The sequence below is a fragment of the Pseudomonas sp. GW822-FHT03F08 genome (assembly GCF_058801265.1).
Genome location: NZ_JBXANC010000004.1, coordinates 269,000 through 287,141, shown reverse-complemented (window position 1 = coordinate 287,141; position 18,142 = coordinate 269,000). Strand labels below are relative to the sequence as shown.

Here is an 18,142-nt window from a genome sequence, read left to right as displayed (position 1 = left end):
CGGCTGTTGCAGTGTTTCAGCCTCTTATTCTTTGGGGGTGCTCCATGCAGTTCTGGCGTCGCAGTATTCAATGGCAGTTGATCCTCGGCATGGGCACCGCCCTGCTGGTCAGCATCCTGATCGTGGTTGGCATTTATACCCTGGTGGTCAACCGCCTCGCCCAGAGCTATCTGGTCGAGCAGGCGTTGCCGTCGAGCATCGAAGCGACGCGCAACGACATCGAGCGAATCCTCGTTCAACCCCTCACCGCCGCCAAAGACATCGCCAGCAACACCATGGTCCGCGACTGGCTGGCCACAGGTGAAGACTCCGCCAAAACGGCAGGCTTCGCGCAATATCTGGAAGGCATCCGCGCCGAACACAAGGCGTTTACCGCGCTGATCATCGGCACCGAATCCAATCACTACATCACCGAAAAAGGCTTGGATCGCACCCTCAGCCGCGCCAAACCGGCCGATGCGTGGTTCTACTCATTCCTGGACAGCAATCAGCCCCGAACCCTGAACATCGACAACGACGGGGCCACCGGAGAGTTGGCGCTGTTCATCGACCTGAAGGTCGAGCAGGCCGGCAAAGTGGTCGGCGTTGCGGGGCTAGGTCTGAGCATGAAAGAGCTGTCCGAGCTGATCCACAACTTCAGCTTCGGTGAACGCGGGAAGGTCTATCTCGTGCGTTCCGACGGTTTGATCCAGGTCCATCCCGAGGCGCAATTCAGCGGCAAGCGCACGCTTACGGAGCAGATCGGCGCAAGCGCGGCACAAGCGGTCATGGGCCATAAAGTGGCGGCCAACAGCAGCTTCCAGCGTGACGGCGAAGACTTCCTCGCCTTCAGCCTGCCTTTGCGTGACCTCGGTTGGACTCTGGTGGCCGAAGTGCCGCAGTCACAGATCTACGCCGAAGCCCGACGGGCGATGTGGATGAGCAGCGGCATCGGTCTGGCGGTGGCGCTGGTTTGCCTGGCGCTGGTGATCTGGCTGGCTCAGGGATTGGTGCGACCGATTCGTCAGGTAACAGCTGCGCTGGTAGCAATCGGTAGCGGTGGTGGAGATTTGACCCATCGGTTAGATTCCAGCCGCGCCGACGAGCTGGGCGACCTCGCTCGGGGCTTCAACCGTTTCCTCGACAGTCAGCGCGGGATGATCGCCGAGGTGTTGACCACCAGTGAGCGTTTGCGTGTCGCTGTGGGTCAGGTGGCCAGGGTTGTGGATAACACCGCCGAGCGCTCCGGCCGCCAGCAGGAAATGACCGACATGGTTGCCACCGCCGTCCACGAAATGGGCCTGACCGTGCAGGAAATCGCCCAGAACGCCGGCAACGCCGCGCTCGCCTCGCAAACCGCTCGCGATGAAGCGATGCAGGCGCGCGAAGTGGTCGGCGGCTCGATTCGCCATATAGAAAGCATGTCTGATGAAATCGGCGTCGCGGCCGGCGCGGTGGGGGAGTTGGCGCATCAGGTGGCTTCGATCGATCAGGTGCTGGCGGTGATTCGCGGTGTTTCCGAACAGACCAATCTGCTGGCATTGAATGCGGCGATTGAAGCGGCGCGGGCCGGGGATATGGGGCGTGGTTTTGCGGTAGTGGCCGATGAAGTGCGGACGCTGGCGCGCCGCACTCAGGCATCCACTGACGAAATCCAGCAGATGATCGGCAGCCTCAAACAGGGGGCGGAGAATGCCGTGTCTTCAATGCGTACGGGACAGGCGGCAACCGGCACCGGCGTAGAGTCGAGCCAGCGTACGGGTGCGTCTTTGACTGCGATTACCGGGCAGGTCGAGCGCATCAGCGACATGAACCATCAGGTGGCGACGGCGACTGAGGAGCAGTCGGCGGTGACCGAGGAGATCAACCGCAACGTGCAGGGGATTTCCGATCTGGCGCGGGCGACGGCGGGGGAGGTTCGGGCTTGTCGTGAGGATTGTCAGATGCTGCAGCGGCTGGCGGATGATCTGGCGCGGCAGATGGGTGGCTTCAAACTTACCTGATTAGTTGATCGTTCCCACGCAACGCGTGGGAACGATCATCAACGTGTCAGAACCACGCGTCCTGCATTGCAAGGCACGTATCATCCCGAGCCTCCAGCAACGCCAGCTCATGATGGCAACCCGGCACTTCCCACGTCAGGAAATACCGCGCCGCCTGCAACTTGCCCTTATAGAAGTCGGCATCCGCCGCATTCCCCTTGGCCAAACCTTCCTCCGCCCGAATCGCCTGCTCCAGCCAGCGCCAGCCAATCACCGTGTGCCCGAACACTTTCAGGTACAGCGCCGAATTCGCCAGGCTGCTGTTGACCTTGCCCTGGGCCAGATCCGTCAGCAGGCCGATGGTCACGCTCTGCAGGCGTGCGACCAGTTTCTCCAGCGGCTCACGCAATGCGGTCAACGATTCGTACGCCACCGCGCGTTCGGCCGTGTCGGCAATCAGGCGGATCAGTTGCTTGAGCCCGGCGCCACCGTTCTGCGCCAGTTTGCGTCCCAGCAAGTCCAGCGACTGAATGCCGTGGGTGCCTTCGTGTATCGGGTTCAAGCGGTTGTCGCGGTAATACTGCTCCACCGGGTATTCGCGGGTGTAACCGTGGCCGCCGAGAATCTGGATCGCCAGTTCGTTGGCCTTGAGGCAGAACTCCGATGGCCAGGATTTGGCGATCGGCGTCAGCAAGTCCAGCAGCTCATGCGCCTGTTTGCGCTCGGCTTCGGTTTCCAGCGTGGTGGTGTCATCAAACAGCCGTGCCGCGTACAGGCCGAGATCGAACGCACCTTCGACGTAGGATTTCTGCGTCAGCAGCATGCGTCTGACGTCCGCGTGCTGAATGATCGCCACCGGCGCCGTCGTCGGGTCCTTGCTGTCCGGCACTCGGCCCTGCGGACGTTCGCGAGCGTATTCCAGCGAGTACAAATAGCCGGCGTAACCGAGCATCACCGCGCCCATGCCGACGCCGATTCGCGCCTCGTTCATCATCTGGAACATGTAGCTCAAACCGTGATGCGGCTTGCCCACCAGATAGCCAACGCACTCGCCGTTATCGCCGAAGTTCAGCGCGGTCGAGGTCGTTCCGCGCCAGCCCATCTTGTGGAACAGCCCGGCCAGCAGCACGTCATTGCGCTTGCCGAGGCTGCCGTCATCGTTGACCAGAAACTTGGGCACGATGAACAGCGAAATCCCCTTCACCCCGGCCGGCGCGTCCGGCAATTTGGCCAGCACCATGTGCACGATGTTTTCCGAAAGCGGGTGATCGCCGCCGGAGATGAAGATCTTGTTGCCCTTCAGGCGATAAGTGCCGTCGGACGCTGGTTCGGCGCGGGTACGAATATCCGACAGCGACGAACCGGCATGGGGTTCGGTCAGGGCCATGGTGCCGAAGAAACGGCCGTCGATCATCGGTTGCAGGAAACGTTGCTTCTGTTCTTCGGTGCCGAAGCTTTCGATCAGGTTGGCCGCGCCCATGGTCAGGAACGGGTAGGAAGTCGAAGCCGCGTTGGCCGACTGAAAGTGAGCGAAGCAGGCCTGGGACAGCAGTGTAGGAAGTTGCATGCCGCCGGCGTCGAAACTGCGCGCCGCGTTGAGGAATCCGGCTTCGAGGAAGGCATCCACCGCCGGTTTCACTTCGGGAATCAGAATCGCCTGACCGTTCTCGTAGCGCGGCTCGTTCTCGTCGCCCTTGCGGTTGTGCGGTGCGAAGTACTTCTCGGCGATGTTGCGCGCCGTGCCGATGGCGGCATCGAAGGTTTCGCGGTTGTGTTCGGCAAACCGCTCGCGCCGGGTCAGGCCCTCGGCATCGAGGACTTCGTACAGCTCGAAAGCCAGATTGCGGGAACTGAGCAGCGTCTCGGACATGGCGGCCTACCTTTTTTGGAATGGACCGAGTCTAGGCGTGCGAATAAAGGCTGAACAGGAAGATTGATAACGGTGATGGAGAGGCCAAAAAAATGGGCGCCGGTGAGGGCGCCCATTTTTTATGTTGCTGACAGAGTCGGCGATTAACCGATAGTCATCAGGCTGGCGTTGCCGCCCGCCGCTGCGGTGTTGACGCTCAACGCGCGCTCGATCACCAGGCGCTCCAGCGCAATGTTGGTCTCGCCCTGGGACAGGCCCTGAACCCCGACGATGGCGCCGGCACGCTTGGCGATCTGCTGGCAGACCGCGCGCAACTGGTCGGAGTGGCCGTGATGCAGAACCGCATCGAATACCACATCGTCCTTGTTCCAGTCGGAAACCAGTTTGATCCGCGCCTGAATCTCCTTCGGCAGGCGTGCGAACAATGCCTTGCTGGTGTCGGATTCCGGCCAGACCGCCGAACCGCCCACTGCCAGTACTGCCGCGAGTTGGGTCAGCAGGTCACCTTCGATGTCCGCCAGGCACAGCACGTGCTCGCGCGGCAGGATCGCGTAGCTGTTCTTCTCGCCGGTCGGGCCGGCCAGTACGCGGGTGATACCGCTTTGCGACTGGGCTGCGTATTGCACGCACAGAGTGCTCAGGTCGGCGAACTTGTTGCTGTCGGCCCAGGCTTTCAGGGCGACCAGCGGTTTGCTCAGGGCATCGCGCAGACGAACATCCGGTGCCACGGCCGCATCACCGCGAGCGAAGGATTGTTCGATGGCATCGGTAGGACGCGTCGACAGCAGACGGTACAGGTACAGCGGGCCACCGGCCTTCGGACCGGTACCCGACAGGCCTTCGCCACCGAACGGCTGGACGCCGACCACGGCACCCACGATGTTGCGGTTGACGTAGACGTTACCGGCGTTGACGTTGTCGATCACCTTGGCGATGGTCTCGTCGATGCGGGTGTGCACGCCGAGGGTCAGGCCGTAGCCGGAGGCGTTGATCTGGGCGATCAACTGGTCGATCTCTTTACGCTTGTAGCGCACCACGTGCAGCACCGGGCCGAAGATCTCGCGTTGCAGCTCGTCGAAGCTTTCCAGTTCGATCAGGGTCGGCATGACGAAGGTGCCGCGTTTGACTTCCTCGGCATCGGCGATGGCTACCTGGTACACGTTGCGACCTTTGTCGCGCATGCCCTGGATGTGCTTCTCGATGCCGGCCTTGGCTTCGGCGTCGATCACCGGGCCGATGTCCACGGACAGGCGCTCCGGGTTGCCGAGACGGCTTTCAGCCATCGCGCCCTTGAGCATTTCGATGACGCGATCAGCGGAATCTTCCTGCAAGCACAGGACGCGCAGGGCCGAGCAGCGCTGACCAGCGCTGTCGAAGGCCGAGGACACAACGTCGATCACTACCTGTTCGGTCAGTGCCGAAGAGTCGACGATCATCGCGTTCTGGCCACCGGTTTCGGCGATCAGCGGGATTGGACGGCCCTGGTTGTCGAGACGACCGGCAATATTGCGTTGCAGCAGACGCGCGACTTCGGTGGAGCCGGTGAACATCACGCCTTTGACGCGCTCGTCACCCACCAGGCCAGCGCCGACGGTTTCACCGCGCCCCGGCAGCAGTTGCAGCACGCCTTCCGGGATCCCGGCTTCGAGCAGCAGGCGCACGGCTTGTGCGGCGACCAGCGGGGTCTGTTCGGCTGGTTTGGCCAGTACCGGGTTGCCGGCGGCCAGTGCGGCGGCGACCTGGCCGCTGAAGATTGCCAGCGGGAAGTTCCACGGGCTGATGCAGACCACCGGGCCCAGTGGGCGGTGGGCGTCGTTGCTGAAATCGTTGCGGGCCTGCACTGCGTAATAACGCAGGAAGTCGACGGCTTCGCGGACTTCGGCGATGGCGTTGGCGAAGGTCTTGCCGGCTTCGCGAGCCAGCAGGCCCATCAGCGGCTGAATCTCGCCTTCCATCAAGTCGGCGGCGCGTTCCAGAATCGCGGCGCGTTCGGCCGGCGGGGTGGCCTGCCAGATCGGTGCAGCGTTCAGGGCGCATTGAATGGCGTTGTCGACGTCTTCGACGGTGGCTTCCTGCACGTGGCCGACCACGTCACGCAGGTCGGACGGGTTCAGGACTGGTGCCGGCGCTTCGTTGCTGGAGGCGCAACCGAGCATCGGCGCGGCTTTCCAGTTGTTGTGCGCGGTCGCCAGCAGGGCGCAGGACAGCGATGCCAGACGATGTTCGTTGGCCATGTCGATGCCGCTGGAGTTGGCGCGCTCGGAACCATAAAGGTCACGCGGCAGCGGAATGCGTGGGTGCGGCAGGCCGAAACCACCTTCCACGGTTGCCATCTGCTCGATGCTGGCCACCGGATCGGCCACCAGTTCCTGGATCGAAATCGACTGGTCGGCGATGCGGTTGACGAACGAGGTGTTGGCGCCGTTTTCCAGCAGACGACGTACGAGGTACGCCAGCAGGGTTTCGTGGGTGCCGACCGGAGCGTACACGCGGCACGGACGGTTCAGCTTGCCTTCGGAAACTTTGCCTACAACCTGCTCGTACAACGGTTCGCCCATGCCGTGCAGGCACTGGAATTCGTACTGGCCCGGGTAATAGTTCTGACCGGCAATGTGATAAATCGCCGACAGGGTGTGGGCGTTGTGCGTGGCGAACTGCGGGTAGATGACTTCCGGTACCGACAGCAGTTTGCGGGCGCAAGCGATGTAGGAAACGTCGGTGTACACCTTGCGGGTGTAGACCGGATAGCCTTCCAGGCCTTCGACCTGGGCACGCTTGATTTCGCTGTCCCAGTACGCGCCTTTCACCAGACGGATCATCAGGCGATGACGGCTGCGGCGAGCCAGGTCGATCACGTAGTCGATCACGTACGGGCAACGCTTCTGGTAGGCCTGGATCACGAAACCGATGCCGTTCCAGCCCGTCAGTTGCGGCTCGAAGCACAGGCGCTCGAGCAGATCCAGCGACAGCTCCAGGCGGTCGGCTTCTTCGGCGTCGATGTTGAGGCCGATGTCGTATTGCTTGGCCAGCAGGGTCAGCGACAGCAGGCGCGGATACAGCTCATCCATCACGCGCTCGTACTGGGCGCGGCTGTAACGCGGGTGCAGGGCCGACAGTTTGATCGAGATGCCCGGGCCTTCATAAATCCCACGGCCGTGAGAGGCTTTGCCGATCGAGTGAATGGCTTGTTCGTACGAGGCCAGGTACTTCTGGGCGTCGTGTTCGGTCAGCGCCGCTTCACCGAGCATGTCGTAGGAATAGCGGAAACCCTTGGCTTCGAACTTGCTCGCGTTGGCCAGGGCTTCGGCGATGGTTTCGCCGGTCACGAACTGCTCGCCCATCAAGCGCATGGCCATGTCGACGCCCTTGCGGATCATCGGCTCGCCGCTCTTGCCGATGATGCGGCTCAGGGACGAAGTCAGGCCGGCTTCGTTGTGGGTCGACACCAGTTTGCCGGTCAGCAGCAGACCCCAGGTCGCCGCGTTGACGAACAGCGACGGGCTGTTACCCAGGTGCGGCTGCCAGTTGCCGGTGCTGATCTTGTCGCGGATCAGTGCATCGCGAGTGCCTTTGTCCGGGATACGCAGCAGCGCTTCGGCCAGGCACATCAGCGCCACGCCTTCCTGGGACGACAGGGAAAATTCCTGCAGCAGACCCTGAACAATGCCTGCACGACCGCCGGCACTCTTCTGGTTACGCAGTTTTTCCGCGATGGAGGCGGCGAGTTTGTTGGTGGCTTCGGCCATCGGCGCTGGCAGGCGAGCCTGTTCGATCAGCATCGGTACCACTTCCGGCTCAGGGCGACGGTAAGCGGCGGTGATCGAGGCGCGCAGCACCGATTGCGGCAGGATGCTTTCGGCAAATTCGAGGAAGCATTGGTGAGCATGATCGGTATGGACTTCGCCTGCCTCATCGGCGTCCTTGGCGGTCAAACCGTTCAGCTCGGTCAGGGTTGCACCACCCTCGAGTTTTTCCAGGTAATTGAAAATTGCCTGCTTGATCAGCCAGTGCGGTGTGCGATCAATCGAGGTTGCGGCGGCCTTCAGGCGCTCGCGGGTCGGGTCATCGAGTTTGACCCCAAGGGTGGTGGTAGCCATATTTTTATCCTCATAGGTGCCGCAGTTGCGCGACAACAGCTGGCGGCAAGATTAGCCGTGAGCTTGCAGAGGTGCAACCGGGTGCAACCCTTTTTTTGTCGGAATATTCGGCAACTTGTCAGGAATAAATTTCAGCTTCGCGATGACCGCTCTAGATAGGTGCTTTCAAGGCAGATGGAGGGGTGTCACTGCGCCGGAACAGTGCAAAATAGGCGGTTTGCAGTCGAAAAAACGACGTAGGTGCAACTAATTCTCAAGAAACTGGTTGCACCTGTTTTGCTTTGTTGCATAGGATTCGCGCCCAAGGTGCAACCGGGGAACCCGGTGTACCGGCCAATGGCTTTCCTGGGGAAACATTGGTCATAAATGCGCGGCCGTGCGAATCGTCTGTCAGACGTCAGTCTGCAAACGGTGCAACCGCCGCCGCTACATAAAAACAAAGCCAGGGCACGTACGTAATGAGCGCAAGCAATCCAACCCTGATCACGTTCGTGATCTACATCGCAGCAATGGTGCTGATCGGCTTCATGGCCTATCGCTCCACCAACAACCTTTCCGACTACATTCTGGGCGGCCGCAGCCTGGGCAGCGTGGTGACCGCATTGTCCGCCGGCGCTTCCGACATGAGCGGCTGGTTGCTGATGGGCCTGCCGGGCGCCATCTACATGTCCGGCCTGTCCGAAAGCTGGATCGCCATCGGCCTGATCGTCGGTGCCTACCTGAACTGGCTGTTCGTCGCCGGTCGTCTGCGTGTTCAAACCGAACACAACGGTGATGCGCTGACCCTGCCGGACTACTTCGCCAGCCGTTTCGAAGACAAAAGCGGCCTGCTGCGGATCATTTCGGCGGTGGTGATTCTGGTGTTCTTCACCATCTACTGCGCTTCCGGCATTGTTGCCGGCGCCCGTCTCTTCGAAAGCACCTTCGGCATGTCCTACGAGACCGCGCTGTGGGCCGGTGCTGCGGCGACGATTGCCTACACCTTCGTCGGCGGTTTCCTCGCAGTGAGCTGGACCGACACCGTGCAAGCCACCCTGATGATCTTCGCGCTGATCCTGACGCCGATCATCGTGCTGCTGGCCACCGGCGGCGTCGACACCACGTTCCTGGCCATCGAAGCCAACGATCCTGGCAACTTCGACATGCTCAAAGGCACCACTTTCATCGGCATCATCTCGCTGATGGGCTGGGGCCTGGGTTACTTCGGTCAGCCGCACATCCTGGCGCGCTTCATGGCCGCTGACTCGGTGAAATCCATCGCCAACGCCCGCCGCATCTCCATGACCTGGATGATCCTGTGCCTGGGCGGCACCGTGGCTGTGGGCTTCTTCGGTATCGCTTACTTCTCGGCCAACCCGGACGTGGCAATGCCCGTGAGCGAGAACCACGAGCGTGTGTTCATCGAACTGGCGAAAATCCTCTTCAACCCGTGGATTGCCGGTGTCTTGCTGTCGGCCATTCTGGCGGCGGTGATGAGCACCCTGAGCTGCCAGTTGCTGGTGTGCTCCAGCGCCCTGACCGAAGACTTCTACAAGACCTTCCTGCGTAAATCCGCCTCGCAAGTCGAGCTGGTATGGGTCGGCCGCGCCATGGTGTTGCTGGTTGCACTGATCGCTATCGCGATGGCCGCCAACCCGGAAAACCGCGTGCTGGGCCTGGTGTCCTACGCCTGGGCCGGTTTCGGTGCAGCCTTCGGTCCGGTCGTGCTGATCTCGGTAATCTGGAAAAAGATGACCCGCGACGGCGCACTGGCCGGCATCCTGGTCGGCGCGATCACCGTGATCGTGTGGAAGCATTTCGAAGTGCTGGGCCTGTACGAAATCATCCCGGGCTTCATCTTCGCCAGCCTGGCGATCTACTTCGTCAGCCTGCTGGGCCAGCCGAGCACCGGCATGGTTCAGCGCTTTGAAGCGGCCGAGAAGGATTTCCATCTGAACAAGTGATGGGAAAGAGCTGAGGCTCACAAGAAAACGGCCCGTTTCCTATAGGAAGCGGGCCGTTTTTTATTGGCTGCGGTTTTTCTGAAGGAAAAGTCTGTAGGCGAATACGCCGGTTATTGAAGGGGAGATCGAAGTTTAAAGTAGGGAAAATCTGATTTTCCGGTCACTCATCCTGCACCCCTTGCCCCTCATGCAGAATCGCCCGCCCTCATTCTGCAGAGAGACATCGGATGTTCGCGCCTGCCAATCAACCGCGTTTCACGTTGACCGTCGAAGGCGCCCAGTTTGACCTCAAAGTCCTTGAGTTCACGGGCAAGGAAGCCATCAGCCAACCCTTTCGTTTCGACCTGGAGCTGGTCAGCGAACGGCCGGACCTGGACCTTGAAAGCCTGCTGCATTGTCAGGCGTTTCTGGGTTTCGATGAAGACGGTTCCGGTATTCATGGTCAGATCTATCGGGTCGGGCAGGGCGATTCCGGCAAGCGTCTGACCCGCTATCACGTCAGTCTTGTTCCGCGCCTGGCTTATCTCGGCCATCGGATCAATCAGCGAATCTTCCAGCATCAAAGCGTGCCGCAGATCGTGACGCAGATCCTCAAGGATCACGCGATCCTGCGCGATGCCTTCGAATTTCGCCTCGGCAGCGATTACCCGCCTCGTGAGTATTGCGTGCAGTACGCCGAGAGTGATCTGGCGTTCATTCAGCGCCTGTGTGCCGAAGTCGGCATTCATTTCCACTTTCAGCACAGTCCTGACGGGCATTTGTTGGTGTTCGGCGACGATCAAACGGTGTTCCCGCGTCTGGCCGAACCGACGCTGTACCTCCCGGGCAGCGGCATGGCTGCGGCGGCCCCGGCGATCAAGCGTTTCACGGTACGTGTTGAAACCCGCACCAGCGTAGTCACCCGGCGTGATTACGACTTCACCAAACCCCGGCTGGCGCTGCAAAGTCGCGCCGAAAGCGAACAGCGCCCGGTGCTGGAGGATTATCACTTTCCCGGCCAGTTCACCGAGCGCGAAACCGGCAAGCAACTGGCCCAGCGCACCCTTGAGCGACATGTCGCCGACTACCGTCAGGCTGAGGGTCGCAGCGATCAATCTGCCTTGGTCAGCGGACATTTCCTGCAACTGACCGAGCATCCACGCCAGGACTTGAATGACCTCTGGCTGCTGACTGCCGTCGAGCACCATGGCCGACAGCCGCAAGTGCTGGAGGAATCGGTCACCAGCAATGGCGATGAATTCCAGGGTTACCGTAATACCTTTCTCGCCACACCGTGGGACGTGTTCTTCCGTCCACCGATGGGCCCGGAAAAGCCACGGATGCTTGGTTATCAACCGGCCGTGGTTACCGGCCCGAAAGACAGTGAAATCCATTGCGACGAGTACGGCCGGGTCAAGGTGCAACTGGCCTGGGATCGCGACGGCGAACTCAACGAGCATTCCAGTTGCTGGCTGCGGGTCGCCAGTGGTTGGGCTCATGACCGCTATGGCAGCGTGCTGATTCCACGGGTCGGCATGGAAGTGCTGGTGGGGTTCATCGATTCGGATGCCGACAAACCATTGGTCATGGGTTGCCTGCCGAACGCGGCGACGCCGGTGCCGCTGGATCTGCCGGCCGACAAGACCCGCAGCATTTTCCGCAGCCAGAGTAGTCCGGGCGGCGGCGGTTACAACGAATTGCGTATAGAGGATCGCAAAGGCGCCGAGGAAATCTACCTGCGCGCCCAGCGAAACTGGACGCAGCATGTGTTGAATGATCAACAGGTGCAGGTGGATAACCAGCGTAGCGTCGTTGTCACTGGCCTCGCAAAACACGAGCTGAAAGCCGATGAACAGCGCATCACCCACGGTCAGCGTCAGACCGAGGTGAAGAAGGACGACCATCTCACGGTGAGCGGCGATCGGCACATCCGCGTGAGCAATCAGGCGATCAATGCCAGTGCTCAATTCCACGTCAGCGCCGGCCAGCAAGTGGTGATCGACGGCGGGGCGAGCGCAACGATTCAGGCGGGCGGGCAGTGGATCAACATCGGCCCCGGCGGGATCTTCAGCAGTGTGCCGATTGTGGTGGGCGGTGCGCCGATGGCGGCGATGAGTGCAGCACCAACAGTGCCGGGGTTGCCGGAAAAACTGGTGGCGGCACCGGCGGCGATTCTGACTGCCGCGCAAATCATGAGCCTTAAGGGAGATGCGCCGTTCTGCGAAGAATGCGAGCGCTGTAAGGAGGGAGTCTGTGCAGCCTGATCAATGGTTGAAGGGAGATCCGCTGAAACCATCGGAGCAGTTGTTCGCGATTTTCAGCAGCGCCAGTGCGGTGGGTCCGCTGAAAGCCTGGCCTTCGAATGCGCAGATGCCGAAACCGGTCTGGACGGAAACGATCTATGCCGAGTGGGATGCGGTGATGCCCTATGTGGGAATCGTCGACGCAGGCTGTGAGTTTCTGGATTGGGTGGCGACCACGGAGTCTCGGGACTGGGGCTGGCTGGCAGTGTCCTCGGCGGGGCTTGAGGCGGTGGTCGAGCATTTTCGCAGTTTGACTCAGGTACTGATGCCGGACGGGAAAGCGGTGTTCTTTCGGTTTTGGGATGGGCGGTATTTGTTGCCGATCCTTGAGTCGCCCGAGGTGGAGGCCGGGCAACTTCTACCGGTCCTCTCGCGAGGGTTGGTCAACGGTCAGGCCGTCGAGATCGGGGGCAGGGGACAGGCCTCGGGGCGGGAATTTCCTTGGTGGTCGGTGCCGGAAAAACTGCTGACGCAATTCGGTGGTGATGCCCGGATCAACAATGCCTTGCAGTGGTTGAGCGAGGAACATCCGGCATTGTTCGAGGCATTCCCCGCCGATGTCCTGCGCTGCAAGGTTGTCAGGTTTTTTGCGGTTTCGGCGTCGGACGAATCTTCGGATTCGGCGTTGCTGGACTACTTATGGGACGAGTCAGAGTGAAATTTCCGGGCAATGGCTTCGGACGTTTCCCGCGAGTTGTGGCGGTTTGCGTGAACTGGTGGGGGCGGTGGTGCGGGGATAGTCTTTTGGCTGTCACTGCGAGAGTAGTGACAGGGTGTAGGAACCCTTGGAAAACTCACCGTGCATTAGCTCTGTTCTTTGATTGCGGCACTTTAACGTGCCCATGAAATTGTTCGCGGCGGCTGTGCGCGGGAACGCTTCGGCGTGGCTGAGTTTGGTGGGTTCCTCAGTTTCCTACTCTCGCGTACAGCTGCCACCCAAACCTGTAGGAAGGTCGTTGGCAGCCTCACTTAACCTGCCGAGGTGCAAAAAATATGTCGACGTTAAAACCCGATCCACCCTACGAACCCTTCATCCCTCACCCCAACAACCGCCTCATGGCGCTGACCAGCAACTGCAACGACATGCCCACCCTGTTCATCGACACCCACGCCCCGCTCGACATCCTGATGGACGCCGCCAACTACCGCATCCGCGCGGTCATCCAGGTTCTGGAAAACATGTGCATGCGCGGCTCGGTCGAGTGCGACTCGGTCATCCTCAGCGACTTCGCCCAGCTCTGCGTGATTCCGCTGCGTGACGGCTGCGATGTGTTGGATGTGATTGGCAAGCGCCTACGCGCCATACCGTCCTGACTCGATCGTTCCCACGCTCTGCGTGGGAACAAACGCCCACTCAGCCCCCAACCCCTGACTTGCCGCCCGGTAAAAGGTAAACTTCACGGCCCTCGCAGGAGCAGCCATGAATTATCGTCACGCCTTCCATGCCGGCAATCACGCCGATGTGTTCAAACACCTGACCTTGACCCGCCTCATCGCCCTGATGTCGCGCAAGGAGCAGCCGTTTGCCTATCTCGACAGCCACGCCGGCATCGGTCTGTATGACTTGCAGGGCGATCAGGCCAACCGTACCGGCGAGTACCTGGAAGGCATCGCACGCTTGTGGGATCAGCCGGATCTGCCGGCGCTGACTGCCGACTACATGAAAGTGCTGCACGAGATGAACCCGGACGGCCAGTTGCGCTATTACCCGGGTTCGCCGGAGCTGGCGCGGCGTCTGACCCGGCCGCAGGATCGGGTGATGCTCAATGAGAAGCACCCCGAAGACGGCGTCCTGCTCAAGGACAACATGGCCGGCGATCGTCGGGTGAAAGTGCATCTGGGCGAGGGCTGGCATGTCGCCCGCGCGATGTTGCCGGTGCAGGAGAAACGCGCGGTGATGCTGATTGATCCGCCGTTCGAACAGCTCGATGAAATGCAGCGCTGTGCAGCCTCGATGAAAGAGGCCATTGGCCGGATGCGCCAAACCGTGGCGGCCATCTGGTATCCGGTGAAGGACCAGCGCGCACTGCGTCGTTTCTATCAGGATCTGGCCGGCACCGGTGCGCCGAAGTTGCTGCGGGTCGAGCTGCTGGTGCATCCGCTGGACACGCCGAACAGCCTGAACGGCTCTGGCCTGGCGATTGCCAATCCGCCGTGGGGGCTGGAGGAAGAATTGCGTGAGCTGCTGCCGTGGCTGTCCAAGAAACTGGGCCAGACCCAGGGTGGGTGGCAGATGGATTGGTTGATCGCCGAGAGCTGATCAACCGTCAATCGCTCCCACGTAAAGCGTGGGAGCGATCAGGGCGGGCTTAGTTACCTGCCAGGCTTGGTGGCATGCACACACCGGTACCGCCAATCCCGCAGTAGCCTTCCGGATTTTTCGCCAGATACTGCTGGTGATAAGTCTCGGCGAAGTAAACGGTCGGCGCCTGTTCAATCTCGGTGCTGATTTCACCCAGACCTGCCTTCGACAGTTCAGCCTGATAAACGGCCTTGCTCTTCAACGCCGCATCCAGTTGCTCCGGATGGGTCGCGTAGATCACCGAACGGTACTGGGTGCCGATGTCATTGCCCTGACGCATGCCCTGCGTCGGGTTGTGCAGTTCCCAGAACATTGCCAGCAGCTCTTCGTAGCTGACTTTGTCTTTGTCGAAAACGACCAACACCACTTCCGAATGACCGGTCAGGCCCGAGCAGACTTCTTCGTAGGTCGGGTTCGGCGTGAAGCCGCCGGCGTAACCGACCACGGTGCTGACCACGCCTTCACGCTGCCAGAAGCGGCGTTCCGCACCCCAGAAACAGCCCAGTCCGAAAATCGCGAAATCGACGTCCTGAAAGAACGGGCCAAGCAGCGGCGTGTCTTTGAAGACGAAATGGTTTTCAGGCAGGGTCATCGCGGTTTCGCGGCCAGGCAGAGCTTGTTCTTTAGTCGGTAGCACGTTTTTGTTCACCAGAATTTCCGAGCGCAGAACCATGATCGTTCCTCTCAGTCAGGATGGGATGTCAATTACACAGACCACCAGTGTGCCCAATGATGCCCAGTTAATCACTAGTCAAAATGTGCGGGTACTTTGGTTGTGGTTTACAGAGGGAGAGGGCCGCGCGGGTAGCGCTTGAGCGCCTGGATCAGCTCGCCGCCCGGAATCGGCCGGTCGAACAGGTAACCCTGGCCGACGTCGCAGCGGTGCCGGCGCAGGAACGCCAGCTGCTCGGCGGTCTCGATGCCTTCGGCCACGACCTTGAGTTTCAGGTTGTGGGCCATGGCGATCACGGCGGAGGTGATTTCCATGTCGTCCTGGTTGTCCGGGATTTCGTGGATGAAGCTGCGATCGATCTTGATGATGTCGATCGGGAATTTTTTCAGGTAACTGAGCGACGAGTAACCGGTGCCGAAGTCGTCCATGGCCAGGGTCAGGCCCAGGCGCTTGAGCTGGTCGAGCTGCAAGTGGGTGTCTTCGGTGGCTTCCAGCAGCAGGCCTTCGGTCAGCTCCAGCTCCAGCAGATTGGCCGGCAGCGCTTCTTCCTTGAGGATGTTGGCGATCGAGGCCACCAGATCCGGGTCGGAAAACTGCTTGGGCGACAGGTTGATCGCCACTTGCAGGTTGCCCATACCCGCAGCGGTCAACGCTTTGCTCATGCGGCAGGCCTGGCGGGCGATCCACTTGCCGATCGGAATGATCAGGCCGGTTTCCTCGGCCACGCTGATGAACTGGTCCGGGCGGATCATGCCGCGTTCCGGGTGGTTCCAGCGCAGCAGCGCTTCCATGCCCAGCAACCGGCCGCTGCGCAGGCACAGCTTCGGCTGGTAGAACACGTCCAGCTCGTTCTGGGTCAGGGCGCGGCGCAGGTTGTTCTCGACGAACAGCTTGTAGCTGGCCTCGGCGTTCAGCGCCTCGGTGAACACCTGCACCTGATGTTTGCCGTTGGCCTTGGCCTTGTGCAGGGCGAGGCCGGCGTTGCGCATCAGGGTCTGCGGGTCGCGGCCGTGCAGCGGCGCGCAGGCCAGGCCCACGGAACCGGTGACGCTGATCAACTGGTTGTCGACGAACATCGGTTTGTCGAGGGTCAGCAGCAACTGGCTGGCGATCTGTTGGCCGGCCTCAAGGTCGGTGTTGTCGAGCAACACCGCGAATTCGTTACTGGCGAACCGCGCCAGACTACCGCTCGGGCTCAGGCTGTTGCGCAGACGCCGGGCCAGGCTGATCAACAGTTTGTCGCCGGTCTGGTGGCCGAGGCTGTCGTTGATCCGCTTGAAGTTGTCGATGTCCACCAGCAGCAGGCTGATCGGGGTATCGCTGTCTCGGGCGAAGCGCTCATCCAGATTGCGGATAAATGCAGGCCGGTTGCCGAGGTTGGTCAGGTTGTCGGTGTAGGCCAGACGCTCGATGCGCTGCTGCGCCAGTTTGGTCTGGGTGATGTCTTCGTAGATGCCGATGTAGTGCGTCAGCTCACGGTTGTCGCCATAGACCTTGGAGATCGACAACTGGCCCCAGTAGGGTTCGAGGTTCTTGCGGCGGCTTTTGAATTCGCCCTGCCAGCTGTTGCTCTTGGCCAGCGCCGAGGGTGCGTCGAACAACAGCTCGCTGAGGTTTTCCAGGGCCGGCAGCTCCGAGAGGCGCTGGCCGTGGACTTCCTCGGTGGTGTACTGGGTGATCGCGGTGAAGCTCGGGTTGACGTACTCGACCACGCCGTCGCAATTGACCAGCAAGAAGGCATTGGCGCTTTGCTCGACCGCGCGCTGGAACAGATGCAAGGCGCTGGTGGCGGTGCGGCGGTTGTGATTGTTGATGACCTGGGCGAACTGGTCGGCCAGCTCGCCGGCAAAGGCGATTTCGTCGGACTGCCAGGCGCGTGTCACGCCGGTCTGCTCCAGGCACAGTACGCCGACCACCTGGCCGTCGACACGGATGCTGGCGTCGAGCATGGCGTTGACGTCACGCGGGCGCAGGGCTTCGGCCATCTCCCGGGTACGCGGGTCGCGCATCGCGTTGTGCGCGTCGATGGCGCGGCTGCCGTGCAGGGCGTCCATGTAATCGGGGAAGCCGCTGACGTCGATCACCTCCGGCAGGATGTATTCCTGGGTGGCGCGGTGGTAGGCGGAAATCGGTACCAGCTTCTGGCCTTCGAGGTTCCACAGGCTGGCGCAGTCGATTTCATAGATATCGCAGGCGCAGCGGGTAATCAGCTCGGCGGCTTCTTGCAGGGAGTTCTGGCTGCTGTAGCGCTGGCGGGCCAGCAACAGGATCAGGTCCTGCTGGGCGCGCACCCGCTCCAGATGCTGCAGTTGTTCCTGCTGGGCACGCTGATTGAGCTCAAGGGCGATTTGCAGGCGCTAGTTCTGGGTTTCCAGGTCGACGGACGGCAGCGTCGGCGCTTCGTCGAACACGTCGTCGACCGCCAGCAAATAACCGCGCAGCAGGTGACGGTTGTGCTGTTTGTAGGCTTCACCCAGTTCAAGAATGCTCAGCGCCCCGGCGGCGGTGTGCAGGGTATAGCGCACCAGATAATGCGGGCTGTCGCGCAATTGTTGCTGGATCGCGTCATGCAACTGATAGCGCGCTTCGGGCTCCATCAGGCTGGCGTAGGGCGAACCGACCAGCGCGCAGAGTTCGACGGCGGGCTGGCCGAACTGGCGTTCACAGTTGGGATCGAGAAACAGCATCGCCCAGCTGGCTTCATTCAGGCGCTCGAAACGCAGCATGCCGAGCCGCGAGGGCACAGGCAACTGCGTCACTACCTCGGCCACCATACGGCTGGCGGCATCGGGTTGGCTCTTCATGAAGGGAACTCGCTTGGAAATTTGCTGAACGCGCCGGGCTCTCGCCCTCTTTACTGTTGCCTGCGGCAAGGTTGCATCATTGCGGCACCGACTGACAAGAGACATGAAGGCCAAGTGCTATAAGAATATGTCGGCTGCGCTGAACATTTCTCCAGCGGGCGCTGGAAAGTAATGCAGCGGCGCGCTGAGAGCGCCGTTCCAGAGCCTTCT

General features: G+C 61.2%; 9 protein-coding genes and 1 pseudogene. 6 read left to right on the top strand and 4 right to left on the bottom strand.

The genetic code is table 11. The features are described 5' to 3' along the window. Positions 1 to 44: 44 nt before the first annotated feature. Entirely contained in the window at positions 45 to 1,982 is a 1,938-nt protein-coding gene (locus tag AC1RME_RS11750; protein ID WP_493091254.1) for a methyl-accepting chemotaxis protein, read from the top strand. Positions 1,983 to 2,028: 46 nt separating this feature from the next. Here the strand turns inward: AC1RME_RS11750 and AC1RME_RS11745 are convergent, their stop codons facing one another. Together AC1RME_RS11745 and putA are read right to left on the bottom strand one after the other, a co-directional pair. Continuing rightward, a complete protein-coding gene (locus AC1RME_RS11745; RefSeq protein ID WP_493091252.1) occupies positions 2,029 to 3,831 on the bottom strand; it encodes an acyl-CoA dehydrogenase in 1,803 nt (600 codons plus the stop codon). Between the two features lie 143 nt (positions 3,832 to 3,974). Continuing rightward, a complete protein-coding gene (gene putA / locus AC1RME_RS11740) occupies positions 3,975 to 7,928 on the bottom strand; it encodes a trifunctional transcriptional regulator/proline dehydrogenase/L-glutamate gamma-semialdehyde dehydrogenase (RefSeq protein WP_096819881.1) in 3,954 nt (1,317 codons plus the stop codon). A gap of 458 nt (positions 7,929 to 8,386) precedes the next feature. On the opposite strand from putA, the gene putP reads away from it, so the two are divergent. The 5 genes from putP to AC1RME_RS11715 all read left to right on the top strand — a co-directional run bounded on the left by putP (position 8,387) and on the right by AC1RME_RS11715 (position 14,413). Further along, complete coding sequence (putP, locus tag AC1RME_RS11735; RefSeq protein WP_102620174.1) at positions 8,387 to 9,871, top strand: sodium/proline symporter PutP; 1,485 nt, start codon at positions 8,387 to 8,389, stop codon at positions 9,869 to 9,871. Between the two features lie 227 nt (positions 9,872 to 10,098). Further along, positions 10,099 to 12,114 carry a type VI secretion system Vgr family protein gene (locus tag AC1RME_RS11730; protein WP_493091249.1) on the top strand — a complete coding sequence of 672 codons (2,016 nt, stop codon included), beginning with the start codon at positions 10,099 to 10,101 and terminating at the stop codon, positions 12,112 to 12,114. Beyond that, positions 12,059 to 12,811 carry a DUF4123 domain-containing protein gene (locus AC1RME_RS11725; protein ID WP_493091247.1) on the top strand — a complete coding sequence of 251 codons (753 nt, stop codon included), beginning with the start codon at positions 12,059 to 12,061 and terminating at the stop codon, positions 12,809 to 12,811. Before AC1RME_RS11730 ends, AC1RME_RS11725 begins: the two co-directional genes overlap by 56 nt. 335 nt (positions 12,812 to 13,146) lie before the next feature. Further along, a complete protein-coding gene (locus AC1RME_RS11720) occupies positions 13,147 to 13,467 on the top strand; it encodes a hypothetical protein (RefSeq protein ID WP_096819877.1) in 321 nt (106 codons plus the stop codon). A 106-nt stretch (positions 13,468 to 13,573) separates the two neighbouring features. Continuing rightward, positions 13,574 to 14,413, top strand: a complete 840-nt coding sequence (locus tag AC1RME_RS11715; RefSeq protein WP_007952304.1) for a 23S rRNA (adenine(2030)-N(6))-methyltransferase RlmJ — start codon at positions 13,574 to 13,576, stop codon at positions 14,411 to 14,413. Positions 14,414 to 14,462: 49 nt separating this feature from the next. Here the strand turns inward: AC1RME_RS11715 and msrA are convergent, their stop codons facing one another. Together msrA and AC1RME_RS11705 are read right to left on the bottom strand one after the other, a co-directional pair. Continuing rightward, on the bottom strand, positions 14,463 to 15,128 hold the full coding sequence (msrA, locus tag AC1RME_RS11710) for a peptide-methionine (S)-S-oxide reductase MsrA (protein ID WP_102620170.1): 666 nt from the start codon (positions 15,126 to 15,128) through the stop codon (positions 14,463 to 14,465). A 107-nt stretch (positions 15,129 to 15,235) separates the two neighbouring features. Further along, a pseudogene (locus AC1RME_RS11705) lies at positions 15,236 to 17,932 on the bottom strand (putative bifunctional diguanylate cyclase/phosphodiesterase). Between the last annotated feature and the right edge of the window lie 210 nt (positions 17,933 to 18,142).

Excerpts from the sequence above, each read along its gene's own strand:
- msrA (WP_102620170.1), bottom strand. The coding sequence starts at position 15,128 with ATGGTTCTGCGCTCGGAAATTCTGGTGAACAAAAACGTGCTACCGACT.
- AC1RME_RS11715 (WP_007952304.1), top strand. The coding sequence starts at position 13,574 with ATGAATTATCGTCACGCCTTCCATGCCGGCAATCACGCCGATGTGTTC.
- AC1RME_RS11750 (WP_493091254.1), top strand. The coding sequence starts at position 45 with ATGCAGTTCTGGCGTCGCAGTATTCAATGGCAGTTGATCCTCGGCATG.
- AC1RME_RS11720 (WP_096819877.1), top strand. The coding sequence starts at position 13,147 with ATGTCGACGTTAAAACCCGATCCACCCTACGAACCCTTCATCCCTCAC.
- AC1RME_RS11745 (WP_493091252.1), bottom strand. The coding sequence starts at position 3,831 with ATGTCCGAGACGCTGCTCAGTTCCCGCAATCTGGCTTTCGAGCTGTAC.
- AC1RME_RS11730 (WP_493091249.1), top strand. The coding sequence starts at position 10,099 with ATGTTCGCGCCTGCCAATCAACCGCGTTTCACGTTGACCGTCGAAGGC.
- putA (WP_096819881.1), bottom strand. The coding sequence starts at position 7,928 with ATGGCTACCACCACCCTTGGGGTCAAACTCGATGACCCGACCCGCGAG.
- AC1RME_RS11725 (WP_493091247.1), top strand. The coding sequence starts at position 12,059 with ATGCGCCGTTCTGCGAAGAATGCGAGCGCTGTAAGGAGGGAGTCTGTG.
- putP (WP_102620174.1), top strand. The coding sequence starts at position 8,387 with ATGAGCGCAAGCAATCCAACCCTGATCACGTTCGTGATCTACATCGCA.